Source organism: Enterococcus sp. DIV1298c, assembly GCF_017316315.1.
GTDB classification, from domain to species: Bacteria; Bacillota; Bacilli; order Lactobacillales; family Enterococcaceae; genus Enterococcus_B; species Enterococcus_B mangumiae.
Genome location: NZ_JAFLWG010000051.1, coordinates 19758 through 34255 on the forward strand (window position 1 = coordinate 19758; position 14498 = coordinate 34255).

The following is a 14498-nucleotide window of genomic DNA, read 5'->3' on the forward strand; positions in this document are numbered from 1 at the left end:
CGCTCAATACAAAGAATCTGGAGTGACTGACACTTTCCAGATTCTTTTTTTCGTTCACCATATGACAATAGTGAAAGATTTTTGATAGCAGAAAGAAAGGACATTCCACTGGCAGTTCACTATACTTAATTTATCAGAAACACGAAAGAAGGAGTAACAATGAAAAAATTATTGATTGGGTTAGGTACGGTTATCATCATCGTCTTTGGTGGCTACCGTCTAGCAGATCATTTGATCATGGGGGGAGAAAGTTATTACGTTCAAATCACCACGGATGGTGAAAAACAGGTGGATCAATCCAGCGATGGACAAAAGATTACCAGCTACCGCTATGAGCTACCGGGATATACAGAAGAAGGGAACGAAAAAATAATGGACTTCAATGGGTTTCAAGAACGACCGTTAAGGAAAGATGCGTTTTTGAAAGTCACTTGGAATAAAAACAAAGGGGTTACTTCTTACGAGGAAGTACAAGCGAAAGACATTCCAACAGCAGCAAAAGAAAAATTAAGTAAAGGGACGGTCGATAATGGATAAAATCGTAGAAATCAATAACGTGACGAAAGTCTATGGAAAAAGCAATGAGAAGCAAACACAAGCATTGAACGGTATCAGTTTTAGTGTAGAAAAAGGCGAGTTTATTGGCATCATGGGTGCTTCAGGGTCAGGTAAATCGACATTACTAAATATCTTATCAACGCTGGATAAACCAACAAATGGCACGATCCATATCAATCAAGCAGATGTAACCAAGCTGAAAGGAAATCAATTAGCAGATTTTCGAGCAAAAGAAATCGGCTTTATTTTCCAAGACTTCAACCTTTTAGAAAACTTGACTGCACAAGAAAATATTGCAGTTCCGCTTTCTTTACAAGGCGTGAAACCAAAAGATATCAAGAAAAAAGTCCATGCAGTTGCTGAACGTTTGTCGATCACTCATATCTTAGACAGCTACCCAGCGAAAATCTCCGGTGGACAAAAACAACGGGTAGCGGCAGCTCGGGCATTAGTGACACAACCAACGATCCTATTAGGAGATGAACCAACTGGTGCGTTGGATTCAAAAAGTGCGAAAGACCTATTAGACACAATGGAAGAATTGAATACAAAAGATAAAGTTTCCATTCTTTTGGTGACACATGATGCTTTTTCAGCAAGTTATTGTCAACGAATCTTGTTTATTAAAGATGGGGTCATCCACCAAGAAGTAAAACGCGGAGAGCAAAGCCGTTCAGACTTTTATCGTCAAATATTAACGATTTTAGGTAATCTGGAACAGGGGGACTGAACATGCTTTGGAAATTATCACTTACAGGAATTAAAAGCCGCTTGAGAGATTATATCGTTTTATTCTCAGGTTTAGTTATGGCCTCAGCCATCTTTTATATGTTTGAGTCAATGGCAAGTAACACAGAATTTTTGAACAATAATTCGACTATAGCGATGACTGTGATCATTTTCCGTTTTGGTTCAGTATTACTAGGGATCATTACGTTCGTCTATATCCTTTATGCCAACTCCTTTTTGATGACGATGCGTCAAAAAGATTATGCGATGTTCATGATGCTAGGTGCAAAAGGTCGAAAAATTGCACAGATGATCTTTTCTGAGACCTTGGTTGTTGGAACCGTTGCTACATTAGTTGGTTCAGCTGTAGGGATTGGATTGACAAGTGTCGTCCATCGACTATTAGTTGCACAGTTGAATATTCAAATCACTCATTTTACACCTTTTAACTTGCACGGTTTATTGATCACTTTGCTGTTTTTCATTGTTTTATTCTTATTAGCAGCATTTGTTAATGCGTTCTCCATTGTCAAAAAACCAATTTTGACATTGATCCGTGCCGATCAAACACCGACACAAATGAAACAACACAAATTCTTATTTTTCCTTGAAGTAGTGTTAGGAATCATCTTTATCGGTGTCGGTTATTATATGATGGCTAATATCGGCAAATATCAGTTGATGGCCATTGCAGTTGCGTTAGTTACAATCGTTTTAGGAACGTACTTTATTTTCCACTCGGTCATTATTTTCTTCTTGACCTTGCTGAAGAAGACAGAGAATCTTTCAATGAAAAAATTGAATAACTTTACGTTGTCTCAATTAAGTTTCCGTATCCGTGAATATACGCAAATGCTTTCAATGGTCGCAATGTTGTTCGCGTTAGCCTTAGGGGCATTGACAGTTGGACTAGGCTTTAAAAATGAAATCACTAAGTTGACCAATGCGGTATCAAACTATGACCTAGTATTGAATCGCTCAGAGTTGATCGATCAATCGAAGGTGGAAAAACTTTCACCAACGATCAATGTAGTCTATCAACAAAAAGAAGATGAAAAAACAGTATACTATAATTATAGTGAGTTTGAACAAAATCCATTTTTGATCATGGAAAATCAAACACCAAATACTGGGGAAAGAAACATCAAAACGAAAAAAGTAACAGCCGAAGAATTAGCGACGAATGTCAATTATCAAGATGAGTTACGCTATTATGAACTACCAGAACAACGGGAAAAAGAAGTGAAATTGCTGCCAGCAGAAGAATTTGCTCAGTTGAATCTTCCGCAAACAAACATGCAATTGATTCAAGTAAAAGATTTCCATGAGAGTATTGAACCGATTGGCGCGCTCGTAGCAGAAAACAATAAAAATAATGAATCATTAAAAGACGGAATGTTTAGCTTTACGCAAAAATATGATGCGTATCAAGTGATCAACGGCATGTTCTCAGGCTTTGAATTCATGGGCTTCTTCTTAGGGATCGCCTTCTTGACGATGTTAGCAAGCTGCTTGATGTTCAAGATTCTTTCAGGTAGTAAAAGCGATGTCGTTCGTTATGAGATGCTCGGTAAGATCGGTGCTCGTCAAGCATTGTTAAAACAATCGATTCGTCGAGAAATCGGTATTCTCTTCTTAGCACCGGGAATTCTAGGAGCAATCCATGTATTATTTGGACTTCAAATGTTTACTGTTTTGATGGATGATCCATATCACAACTTATGGATACCATTTGCAATATTCTTTGTTCTCTACTTTATCTACTATACTGTAACCACTTGGTTGTACACAGGAATCGTTTTGAACAAAAAAGACTAGGAATAGAGATTGATAAACCGAGAAGATGGTTCGTAGAAGAATCACCTTCTCGGCTTTTTCTGCTCCCTTCGAAATAATTTAGGGAAACATGATAAAATAGTGGAAAGAACATTGAATTTGATTGGAGGCTATTGATCATGAGTGAACTAGCTAGATTTTTTAAAGACGGGCAACTGCAACAAATCCCCAGAAAAGAAAAAAACAAACGTTTGATTTTTGATCATCTTTATTCAAAGTTTGAATTTGATAAAGATTACTTAGAGAACGAGGTCAACGCAATTCTAAAAAGTATTTATCCTGATCATGCGATATTACGTCGCTACCTCGTTGATTATCATTATCTTGATCGAGCAAAGGACGGTTCGATTTATAAAAAGGCAGTGAGAGAGTCATGAGTGAAAAATTCAAAAACGTATCTCTTTGAAAGCCAAGCAAAGTTGGTGAAAAGAGATGCGTTTTTTTAGAGATTTTGATTTGTTTGTTTTTGCCAAGCATCATATTTCAATAAGAAATATTCAATAACGAAGAAGAGTGTCGAAGTGGATTCAAAAAGTGCAATAGGATTTTCTGGATTTTGTAGTTCTGAGTTCAAGAAGAAAATAGTTTCGGTACAGAGTTTTGAAACAGCAGAATTTCTAAGTTTTGTAATACCAATGGTTTGAATCCCTCGTTGTTTTAATTGCTTAGCCAATTTAACAACTTCAGGAGATTCACCATTCAGTGTGAGCAATAATACTAAATCATCAGGTTGAATGATTTGGTAAAACTGTTTGTTGATCGAAACGGCACCAAAATCGTATAAGATCAACCCATTATGTACGAAGAGTAATTTCATATAACTCGAGACTAAAGTTTGGATATCACCAGATCCGTAAATAAAGATCCGCTTAGCGTTAGCCATCATTTTACATAGATCCGTAAAATCTTTTTTCTTGAGATTTTCAATTGTTTGGATATGATTTTCAAGAATTTCTCCTTCCAGCTCAGATAGACACATATTCTCCTGTGTGAGTTCGTTTTTTAGGTGATATTTAAATTCTGAGAAACCATCAAATTCTAATTTTTGGCAAAAACGCATAATCGTTGTTCGAGAAACATTGCATTTTTTTGCTAATTCATTGATTGACATCGTTAAAGAATGCTTTTTGTGATTTGTGATATAGGACCAGATAAGAAAATCGTTTTCAGTCAATTTTGATTGAAACGTCGTAATAAGGTCTTGTAACATTTTCCCACTCCTTATTCATCTCTCATTTTTGAGGAACTTTGCTTTGTAACAGACATCAATATGCGCAACATTTTTATGTCTGTTTAGTTGCTATTTTTTTGATTCTGCCATTCGATACAACTGCTAAAGCTTTGATACCAAAATTTATTTCCAACGAAAGAAATTCGTCGATCGGTCTATTTCATCTTTATTAGGAATTATTCAACTAAATCGATCGACCTTTTTCTCCTCTCAAAACTACAATACGCCATATCTGGCAATATAACCGCAAATTTTATAGGTATTTATAGATTTTAAATTTAACTGTTGCAACTCTCTTGTATCAACATTTTTTTATCTTTTCTCACCACCTATACGTTTATTCGAGGGATGTTTTCGACTGGATATGTCCTCATTATTGCTCCTTTAATAGTAAGATACGCATAGTTTCTCGGTTAAATGAAAGATTTATCTATTTTGATCAACTGTTATCATATGTCTAGTTTTATACTCTAGGATACGATGTGACGATTCACATTTTTTGTGAAAAAAACCTTTTTGTTGTGAGAAACTTTTAAATCATCTGAAAGTATTTTATAAATCCGTTTTAATAGTAAACTGGAAACAGGTAAAGCGCTTACCCAAAAATATAAAGGAAAAAAAGACTATGATGAAAAAAATTCAAAGATTTGGTGGAGCAATGTTAGCACCTGTCATGCTATTCTCTTTTTTCGGTATCGTTATTGGTTTTTCTTTGCTTCTTTCGAATCAAACGATTATGGGAGATATTGCTGCACCAGGCACACTCTGGTATAAGTTCTGGAATGTTGTAGCAGCCGGTGGATGGACCCCATTTTTTCAATTACCGCTTTTATTTGTTGTCGGATTACCGATCAGTTTAGCTAAAAAATATGCGGCTCGAGCAACAATGGAAGCATTAGTGATCTATATTGCTTTTAACTATTTCGTTCATGCGATCTTAACGTTATGGCCAAATTCTTTCGCTGTGGATCTATCTCAAGGAACAACGGTTGGTTCCGGGTTAACATCGATTGCAGGGATCATCACTTTAGATACTGGTATGATCGGAGCATTGTTGATTTCAGGTATCGTGGTTTATTTGCATAATCGCTTTTATGAAAAAGAATTACCAGAGATGTTAACGATTTTTAGTGGTTCTGTTTTCGTGACGATGATTGCTTTTCTTGTCATGATTCCTTTAGCACTTTTGATGTGTGTCGTATGGCCAATCATTCAAGAAGGAATGAGAAGCATGCAAGGATTTTTTGTGAATTCGGGAAATTTTGGTGTATTCATCTATCAATTTTTGCAGAAAATTCTTATCCCAACAGGCTTACATCATTTTGTGTACGCACCATTTGCTTATGATAGTGCGGTAGTTGAAGGTGGGATGGCCGCTTATTGGGCATCAAATATTGGTGAATTCCAAACAAGTGCACTTTCGCTTAAAGAACTTTATCCTTTTGGTGGTTTTTCTTTATCAGGTATGTCAAAAGTATTTGGTACAGCTGGATTGAGCTTAGCTATTATTCAAGCTGCTAATCCAGATAAAAAGAAAAAGGTCATCGCATTGATCGCACCAGCTGCATTAACTGCGATTTTGACCGGAATCACCGAACCCATCGAGTTTACTTTCTTATTTGTTGCCCCTGCTTTATGGGGAGTCCATGCACTGTTAGATGCATCGATTGCTACAGTTTCTTATGCATTTGGCGTTGTTGGAGACTTTGGAGGTGGCTTGATCAATTGGCTCGGGCTAAACTGGCTACCCTTATGGAATTTCCATGGTTCCACGTACCTCACCCAAATTATGATCGGACTTATATTTACTGCGATTTGGTTTGTGGTATTTACGTTCATGATCAAAAAATTCAATCTAAAAACTCCTGGACGTGAAGAGGATCTATCAGAGATACAGCTTTATTCAAAAGCGGATTATGAGAACAAAAAGAATGTACAACAACATGAGCAAGATAAAAACCTACCTAAACATGCAAGGCAAGCACAAGCCTATTTAGTGTTAGTGGGTGGAAAAGAGAATGTACTTGATGTGACGAATTGTGCAACACGGTTACGACTTACCGTGAAAGATACAAGTAAAGTAGCCAGTTCTATTGATTTTCAGGAAGCTGGCGCCTCAGGACTAGTCAATCCAGGCAATGGTGCTATCCAAATCATCGTTGGGTTAACTGTTCCAAGAGTGAGAGAATCGTTTGAAGACTTGATTGTAAAATAAGAGGAGGAGAACCATGAGTAAGAAAAAAAGTTCAATCTTGATTGCCGGCGGAGGAAGCACATATACACCATCACTAGTAATGATGTTAATAGAAGACCGAGAACGATTTCCAGTCAGTAAAATAAAATTTTATGATAATGATGAACAAAGGCAAGCAGTCATCGCAAAAGCCTGTGCAATCATTCTCGCTGAACGAGCGCCAGAAATAGAATTTAGCTATTCAACGGATCCCAAAGAGGCTTTCACAGATGTTGATATTGTCATGGCGCAACTAAGAGTCGGAAAATATGCGATGAGGGAACAAGACGAAAAAATTCCATTTAAATATAATGTTGTAGGACAAGAAACATGCGGTCCAGGGGGGCTTGCCTATGGATTACGCTCGATCGGGCCAGTCTTAGAACTAGTTGATTATATGGAAAAGTATTCGCCAGATGCTTGGTTATTGAATTATTCCAATCCAGCAGCAGTTGTCGCAGAAGCAACAAGAAGGTTTCGCCCCAATTCAAAAATCATCAATATTTGTGATATGCCTGTTTGTTTAGAAGATATCATGGCTCGAGTGATGGGCTTACAGGATCGTAAAGACTTCGAAACATCTTATTTTGGCTTGAATCACTTTGGGTGGTGGACGAGTATCAAAGATCATAAGGGAAACGACTTATTGCCAAAAATAAGCGCGCATGTAAAAAAATATGGGTATACGGAACAAACGCAACAAGGCCAACATAAAGAAACGAGTTGGTTGGAAACCATGTTAGCAGCTAAAGAGTTACATGAGATTGAACCGACTTTTTTATCAAATACGTATTTGAAATATTATTTAATGGCTGATGAAACAGTTGCTCATGCCGATAAACAGTATACAAGAGCAAATGAAATTATCGATGGACGTGAGAAATATGTATTTGAAGAATGTCAAAGAATCATCGATAATCAAACGGCCAAAGACACAACTTTTGCCTCCAATGAACATGCCTCATTTATTACAGATCTAGCTTGTGCGTTGACATTTAATACAAAAGAACGCATGATCCTGATTGTTGAAAACAATGGTGCGATTTCTAATTTTGATCATGATGCGATGGTTGAATTGCCTTGTATCGTGGGGAAAGATGGTTATGAAGTAGTGTCAATTGGTGCGATTCCTACTTTCCAAAAAGGTTTGATGGAACAACAAATTGCATCTGAAAAGTTAGCAGTTGATGCATGGGAACAAAAATCATATCAAAAGTTATGGCAAGCCTTCATTATGAACAAAACGGTACCTAGTGCAAAAGTAGCTAAGAAGATACTTGATGAAATGATTGAAGTCAATGCCCCTTATTGGCCAGAACTGAAATAAGTATCACTAAAAGAAAGAAAGGAATCGGCTGTAGGATATCCTTCAGCCGATTATTTTGAAAGTCGACATGGCAGTAAAAAATAAATTTCAAGCAGTCTATTTTTTCCAGTATGCATTGATGGCTCTTTTGATGACACAGATCGTTCCGTTTTTGACCGGACAAGGATATGACACGGTACAGAGAGGTTGGTTTTTAGCTTCTTACAGTGTAACCACGATTGTTTTCCAAATCTTTATTGGGTATTATTCAGATCGAAGCAAACAGATAAAAAAAATTGCCATGGTCGTTTCTACACTATTTGTATGCTTTGCGAGCAGTTTTTATTTGCTAGGAAAAGATACTTGGTTGATACATTTTATCGTATTGGCAATTGCTGGTGGGTTATCCAATACAGGTGCAGTAGTTCTAGATAATTGGGTATTATCACAAGTAGCAGTGAAAAATGAGATTGCTTCAATCAAAGCAATTGGTTCTTTAGGGTGGAGTGTGATGAGTATCTGTGTTCCGCTATTTATTTTCAATAATGACTATCAGTGGTTAGTAGCTCCTTTTTTGTTTTTCTTAGTCATTTATTTTTGTTTTGCTAAATCTTTACCGGAAGCACAGCGCGAGAAAAATAAACAAAAAAAGCAAGAAATCAAAGAATTCAGCCTTTCGGATATGTATCTGCTTATAAAAAATAAGGAGTTCTTATTTTATACCTTGCTATTTTTTCTTTTATATTTAACCATCGTCGCAAATAATACGATTGTGATCGATAAGTTGCTCTTAATGGATAGTGGACATGCATTTGTAGGATCAAAGTGGTCGATTCAAGCTTTCTGTGAAATCCCAGCATATTTTCTATTGAATCGTTCAGTGACAAAATGGAAAAATGAGCGATTGATTTTTATTTCTGGTTTCTTTTTGGTGCTGCAATTTTTGATTTATACAATTTCACGCACACCATTCCTATTACTTGTTGCTAGCTTCATGCAGTTTTTTACTGTCCCAGCTTTTACCATCGGTAGTCGAATGATCATCAGTGAGATTACACCTAAAAATGTTTTTTCCTCAGGGCAACTCCTATCTATAAGTATTTATATGGGGATTTCTTCATTTATTTCTCCATTACTAGGCGGAGTACTGGTTCAACAGTTCTCATTAAATCGAGCACTTCTCTTTTTTAGTATGCTACCGGTTGGTGCTTTTATTTTTTATTGTTGCTACAGAAAGTATCAGAGAAATAGTTGGACAGCTTAAAATGCTACGTTCAGGAGCTGATTTAAAAGTTAGATAATTCCTTACTTTTCCTTACTTTTTTGGTATAATAAAAGAAACGGGAGGAATAACTATGGATAAAAAAGTGCAAGTATCAGCTAAAATGACATCCAAAAATCAGATTACTGTCCCTAAGAGTGTTCGTCAAAAATTAGGCTTGAAAGAGAATCAGAGAGTTATTTTTGAATTCACGCCTGAGGGTGAAATTAAAGTGACTAGTGAAAAAGCTAATCTGGATTTTGAAGAATTTTGGAAGCATGAATTGGTTGTGATGGAAGAATATGGGAGTTATGATACAGAAACTGTCGATTTTGGTGAGGACGTTGGCGAGGAGAAAATCCAATGGTAAAACAAGGGGATATTGTTTTTATAGATTTGGATCCAACAAAAGGGAATGAACTAGCAAAAACACGTCCGTGTGTCATCATCAGTAATGATTATTACAATAAGATTTTCAATACTGTTTTAGTCATGCCAATTAGTAGCTCCACAAAGTATTTACAGGAAAAATATCAACGTTCAGGGGCATTTCAAACAATTTCTGATACAGAGATGAATACAATCAAAGGAACGATATTATGTCAACATATCCGAAGCATCGATTTATCTCAACGCAGTAATCTTCAGGTGGTTGATCAAATCGATTCTCAAACGAAAAAAACATTATCGGAAATTGCCAAATATTTTTTCTAACTCAATAATAAACCTTTCCAGCATCTATTCCGTTGAACTAAGCTACGTAAAAAGAACCAGAAAGCAAAAGTCAGCCATCAACTTTTGCTTTCTGGTTCTAGTCTATCCAAGTTGTTATCTTAAAAACTGTTTCATCCGAAAGACACGATCAAGATTCAAGCGGCTAGCCAGTGGCTGGTCGGTTTCCCTAACGGTTACAGAAAGCTTCTGTGGGATCTCTCTCACTGAGAAATGGTGCCATAGATCCCAAAATGAAGCAAATCTTAATTCTGATAAATAAAGCAGTGAAGGATTTCTTTGATTGAACAGTGAAATATTCATTCGTGAGAATGTAGGAGAAGGACGTTGCCAACGGATTGGAACCACAAAGGAATCACTTTGTTCATTTGTTTCTTCCTCATTCTTCTCTTGTTCTTTTGGTTCATCGAATTGCGTTAAATCATAGGCTTCGATGATCGCATTCAATTTTCTAGAATATTGACGATCTGTTGCATAGCGTCCTTCTAAATACTTCGTTGCTTCACGGAAATCTTTGGTCTCAGATTTCCATGTCGGTTTATAAAAATCAGAATTATGGGACAGACCATTTTTGATCAAATCGGCGTAATCTTCTAAGCTTTCTTTGTAAGAAGGATATTTCCGAAAAGCTGCACGAATCTGATAATTTTGACCGGCGGATGTTTGTTCTAAAGTATTGAAGGAAACGCTACTTCCTTTATAAGCACCCTTGATCCCAAATAGATTATAGTTAGGTGAGCGAGAAAGCAAGCTATTCCCAGAACCACTCTCTAAAATAGCTTGTGCCATCATGACAGAAGCATAAATATCTTCTTCTTGACCGATTTCTCGCGCATCCTCTGCGATTTTTTCTAAAAATTGGTCAGTCGTCTGGTTTTGTGTGAAGTGGAACGTCTCATTCAATCCGTCTAAAATCGGCGAGCTAGCTAAAGATCCCGTTGCTCGTGGTAAGCCTGCTAAATTGACACGTAAGGCAAAATTAGGTGTGTATGCTTTGAGCGAAGTGATCCGTACATGGTCACCCGGTTGGGGCGCATGGATATAATTCCCGTTACCGATATAAATACCGACATGGTGCGTGATACCGGTAGAAGGACCCCAGAAGACTAAATCGCCTGGTTGCGCTTGATCAACTGGGATTTTAGTTCCAGCGTATTGTTGTTCGCCCGTCCAACCACCAATGGAATAGCCCGTGACTTGTTTGTAAATAAAATAAGTCAAACCAGAGCAATCAAAAGTAGCAGGTCCTTTGGCACCCCAAACATAAGGTTTCCCTAAATGCTTATAGGCTTCTTTGACAAGTGCTTGTTGTATACTAGTCGTATTTGTCGGTAGAACAGCTTCAATCGGTGTTTTGACAACAAAATCAGATGATTCTGAAGAAGGATTTTCGATTCGATCAGGCGTCGACGGACGATTCGTGTTTGCTGTCTGATTTGAAGATGAGCCTGTATTGTTCGTTGACCCGGTAGAACCGTTTGTATTTGAGTTCCCATTATTATTCGAAGAACTTGGCGGTCTTGAAGGGTTCGTGGTATTTCCCGTATTTGAATTGCCGTTATTGTTTCCATTGTTGTTCCCGCTATTTCCAGAATTGCCACTATTCCCATTATCTGGGACCTCTGGCGTGACTGGGGTTGGCTGAGAAGAATCTGTCGTTTCTTCTTCAGGCGTTGATGGTTCAGAAGGGGAAGTCGTCGATTCAAATTTGCCAGTGATCGTTAAATCAGTCACACCGACTGTAAACATTTGCTTAGTATAGTCTATTTCTTGCGCGCCTTCGATTTTGACCGAAACCAATCGTTCGTTTGCCGCAGGTGTGATCATATATGTAACTTTGGTACCTTCTTCTAAATCTTTGACTTTTCCGGATTTAGAAATCTCTAGAAAATCCTCTTCAGTATATTCTCTTGTCTTGATATCGGCTTCTTCTTCCTCTTCATCAACGATCCTCAGTTTGATTTTTCCACGTAGGTTTCGAGCAATCGTTAGCGTCCGAGTTGCTGCTTCGGAAGATTCTTCTGTGGATTCCTGCGTACTATCCGAAGAATCAGTGGAAGAACTTGAGACGGTCGAATCACTCGTACTTGATTCGGTCGTAAACGTCGGGCGCTCAGCAATGAGAGAGCTGCTGGATGTTTGGGTCCGACTAGTTGTTGCAAACGCAGATTGTGTAGATAACAACGTTGGAGCAATCAGCCAAGATGCTGCAAGTAGGCGTATTGCTGTTTTTTTCTTCATAATGAAATACTCCTTTTCTTTTTCCACAGTTGCGCTAAAAAAGCGCTACCTGTTCGGTCAGTTGTTTGATTTCGTCAATAAAATCAAGCTTTATTGACTGACAAAAAAACAATTCAACATCTGGACAAAAGCGATGAGTAGTCATTCATTCGTTCGAACATTCATTATTGGATGTACCCTATTTCATTTGTGGGGGCACAAATTTTGGGGGAAATGAGTACACTTACTATCAGTTTACCAAAGATTTAACATTTCTTCAAAACATTTCGTTAAATAACTAATGTGAAAAATAAGGCGCAAGTAAAAGGTTTTTCGAGGGTAAATAAAACGATAAAATAACATGACGTAAAAATAAAACCAATGACAACAGAATTAGTCGTCATTGGTTCGTAAGAAATGCTCGTTTCATTGATTTGATGATCTGTTGAGCGATTGAGTGGAGGATCGTTGGACCAACTCTACCGGCAATAAAAGTTCTTCCCATGATTTATCGGGACTTTGGATACGATCTAAAAGTAAACGAGCAGTCGCTTTCCCTAATTCCAAAATGGGTTGAGCAATGGTCGTTAATTTAGGTTTCATGTATTCACACATATCGATATTATCGTAACCGATAATGCTATAATCTTCGGGAATCACTTTATCATGCTCCGCTAAACCACGATAGACCCCAAAAGCTAACTCATCATTCAATGCAAAGATCGCTGTAGTAGGAGAAGAAAGCAGATCAGGAACGATCTCATAGCCGCCTTTTTTAGAAAACTCAGCGGGGAACCAATGGAGCTGTTTCTCAGAATGTTCGCCCTTTTTACATGCCGCCAGAAAACCATCGATCCGATTTTGGACATTTTGGGGCGTTTGCTGTGGATAAACCAAAGCAATCTCCTGATGTCCTAAGCCTAATAGATGCTCACCGGCTAAATATCCACCGTGATAGTCATCGGTTAAAACTGCGTCACTGTAGCCTTCTGCTTTTTTCTGATCTAATACGATAAATGGTTTGCCTTGTTTTTTCAAAGAATTTTGAAGTGTTTTTGTTGAGACAGCTGATGAGGCAATGATAAAACCATCGACACCGCGTTGCGTCAACTCCAGTAAATAATCGGTTTCTTTTTGGTGGTCAAAATCTGCATTACATAAAATCGTGACAAAATTTTGTTGGTAAAGACAATCTTCAATTCCTTGCATCAATGTATTGAAAAAAGGATTGGTAATATCGGGTACCAGAACACCGATCGTTTTTGTTTTCTTGGTGATCATTTGTCGAGCAATGTAATCGGGCTGGTAGCCTAATTCATCTCTTGCTTTCACCACTTTTTTGACTGTATCTGGATGGAACTTTGCTTCATTGCCATTCAAGATCAATGAGACAGTTGCGATGGATACGCCTGAATGTTTCGCAACGTCTTTGATCGTCACTTTTTTCTTTCCCATTGCTATACTCCTATCTCTTTCTTAGTGCCATTTTCCCATGAATACGTAAAGAAGTAAATGAGAGAAATGACTTTGTCTCTTTTTAGGTTTTGAGCGTATCGGCGGTAGACTTGTCAAATCGTTTTTATTCCTTTTTTCAAAAAGGTTTTTTTCACAACCTTTGATTTCAATGTTAGAATAGAAGGGATCGATTAAATAGAAAAAGCAAACTGGAGAATGAAGGTGGAAGTGATATGAAATACGTAGAAGTAAAAAATGAATTTAAGCGTTACCAGATGGGCGAAACAACGATTACAGCGAATGACGATATTTCATTCTCCATTGAAAAAGGAGAATTAGTGATCATCCTAGGTCCTAGTGGGGCTGGGAAGTCAACAGTATTGAATATTTTAGGTGGGATGGATACACCAGATGAAGGACAGATCATCATTGATGAGACAGATATTGCGCAATTCAATGACAAACAATTGACGGCTTATCGTCGCACAGATGTGGGCTTTGTTTTTCAATTTTATAATCTCGTTCCTAACTTGACCGCAAAAGAAAATGTCGAGTTAGCGACAGAAGTATCGCCAAATGCGTTAGACCCGGTAGAAGTCTTGACGCAAGTTGGACTGGCGCATCGGTTGAATAATTTTCCGTCCCAATTATCCGGTGGCGAGCAGCAACGGGTATCCATTGCACGAGCACTTGCGAAAAATCCAAAATTATTACTTTGTGATGAACCGACTGGCGCGTTGGACTTTGAAACAGGAAAACAAGTATTGAAATTGTTGCAAAATGCTAGCCGTGAACATGGAAATACAGTATTGATCATTACACATAACTCGGCTTTAGCGCCAATCGCTGATCGAGTGATCCATATCAACGATGCAAAAGTCCGAGCAGTCGAATTGAATGAACACCCTTCATCAATTGATGAACTTGTTTGGTAAGG

Annotated in this window: 13 protein-coding genes; 10 read left to right on the forward strand and 3 right to left on the reverse strand. The window is 37.7% G+C overall.

All coding sequences use genetic code 11. The features are described from left to right. The first annotated feature begins 159 nt into the window (after positions 1-159). The 4 genes from JZO83_RS11875 to JZO83_RS11890 all read left to right on the forward strand — a co-directional run bounded on the left by JZO83_RS11875 (position 160) and on the right by JZO83_RS11890 (position 3500). A complete protein-coding gene (locus tag JZO83_RS11875) occupies positions 160-537 on the forward strand; it encodes a YxeA family protein (RefSeq protein ID WP_207115874.1) in 378 nt (125 codons plus the stop codon). Beyond that, complete coding sequence (locus JZO83_RS11880; RefSeq protein WP_206855834.1) at positions 530-1288, forward strand: ABC transporter ATP-binding protein; 759 nt, start codon at positions 530-532, stop codon at positions 1286-1288. The genes JZO83_RS11875 and JZO83_RS11880 overlap by 8 nt, the downstream gene beginning before the upstream one ends. A 2-nt stretch (positions 1289-1290) precedes the next feature. Beyond that, a complete protein-coding gene (locus JZO83_RS11885) occupies positions 1291-3105 on the forward strand; it encodes an FtsX-like permease family protein (protein ID WP_206855836.1) in 1815 nt (604 codons plus the stop codon). Between the two features lie 137 nt (positions 3106-3242). Next, positions 3243-3500 carry a DUF2087 domain-containing protein gene (locus tag JZO83_RS11890; RefSeq protein ID WP_206857739.1) on the forward strand — a complete coding sequence of 86 codons (258 nt, stop codon included), beginning with the start codon at positions 3243-3245 and terminating at the stop codon, positions 3498-3500. Between the two features lie 65 nt (positions 3501-3565). Here the strand turns inward: JZO83_RS11890 and JZO83_RS11895 are convergent, their stop codons facing one another. Next, on the reverse strand, positions 3566-4333 hold the full coding sequence (locus JZO83_RS11895; RefSeq protein WP_206857737.1) for a MurR/RpiR family transcriptional regulator: 768 nt from the start codon (positions 4331-4333) through the stop codon (positions 3566-3568). 646 nt (positions 4334-4979) lie between these two features. Here JZO83_RS11895 and JZO83_RS11900 point away from each other — a divergent pair. The 5 genes from JZO83_RS11900 to JZO83_RS11920 all read left to right on the forward strand — a co-directional run bounded on the left by JZO83_RS11900 (position 4980) and on the right by JZO83_RS11920 (position 9868). Further along, positions 4980-6569, forward strand: coding sequence for an alpha-glucoside-specific PTS transporter subunit IIBC (locus tag JZO83_RS11900; RefSeq protein ID WP_206857735.1), 1590 nt, complete (start codon positions 4980-4982; stop codon positions 6567-6569). 13 nt (positions 6570-6582) lie between these two features. Next, a complete protein-coding gene (locus tag JZO83_RS11905) occupies positions 6583-7914 on the forward strand; it encodes a 6-phospho-alpha-glucosidase (RefSeq protein WP_207115875.1) in 1332 nt (443 codons plus the stop codon). Between the two features lie 67 nt (positions 7915-7981). Next, a complete protein-coding gene (locus JZO83_RS11910; RefSeq protein ID WP_206857734.1) occupies positions 7982-9157 on the forward strand; it encodes an MFS transporter in 1176 nt (391 codons plus the stop codon). A gap of 91 nt (positions 9158-9248) precedes the next feature. Then, positions 9249-9524, forward strand: coding sequence for an AbrB/MazE/SpoVT family DNA-binding domain-containing protein (locus JZO83_RS11915; protein WP_206857732.1), 276 nt, complete (start codon positions 9249-9251; stop codon positions 9522-9524). Continuing rightward, positions 9518-9868, forward strand: coding sequence for a type II toxin-antitoxin system PemK/MazF family toxin (locus JZO83_RS11920; RefSeq protein ID WP_206857730.1), 351 nt, complete (start codon positions 9518-9520; stop codon positions 9866-9868). The genes JZO83_RS11915 and JZO83_RS11920 overlap by 7 nt, the downstream gene beginning before the upstream one ends. 114 nt (positions 9869-9982) lie before the next feature. On the opposite strand, the gene JZO83_RS11925 is transcribed toward JZO83_RS11920, so the two are convergent. Both JZO83_RS11925 and JZO83_RS11930 read right to left on the reverse strand, forming a co-directional pair. Beyond that, the gene (locus tag JZO83_RS11925; protein ID WP_206857728.1) at positions 9983-12127 is read right to left on the reverse strand and encodes a glucosaminidase domain-containing protein; all 2145 of its coding nucleotides are present in this window, start codon (positions 12125-12127) and stop codon (positions 9983-9985) included. A gap of 405 nt (positions 12128-12532) precedes the next feature. Further along, positions 12533-13561, reverse strand: a complete 1029-nt coding sequence (locus JZO83_RS11930) for a LacI family DNA-binding transcriptional regulator (protein ID WP_206857727.1) — start codon at positions 13559-13561, stop codon at positions 12533-12535. A 233-nt stretch (positions 13562-13794) separates the two neighbouring features. Between JZO83_RS11930 and JZO83_RS11935 the strand changes: the two genes are divergently transcribed. Continuing rightward, the gene (locus tag JZO83_RS11935) at positions 13795-14496 is read left to right on the forward strand and encodes an ABC transporter ATP-binding protein (RefSeq protein ID WP_206857725.1); all 702 of its coding nucleotides are present in this window, start codon (positions 13795-13797) and stop codon (positions 14494-14496) included. Positions 14497-14498: the final 2 nt, after the last annotated feature.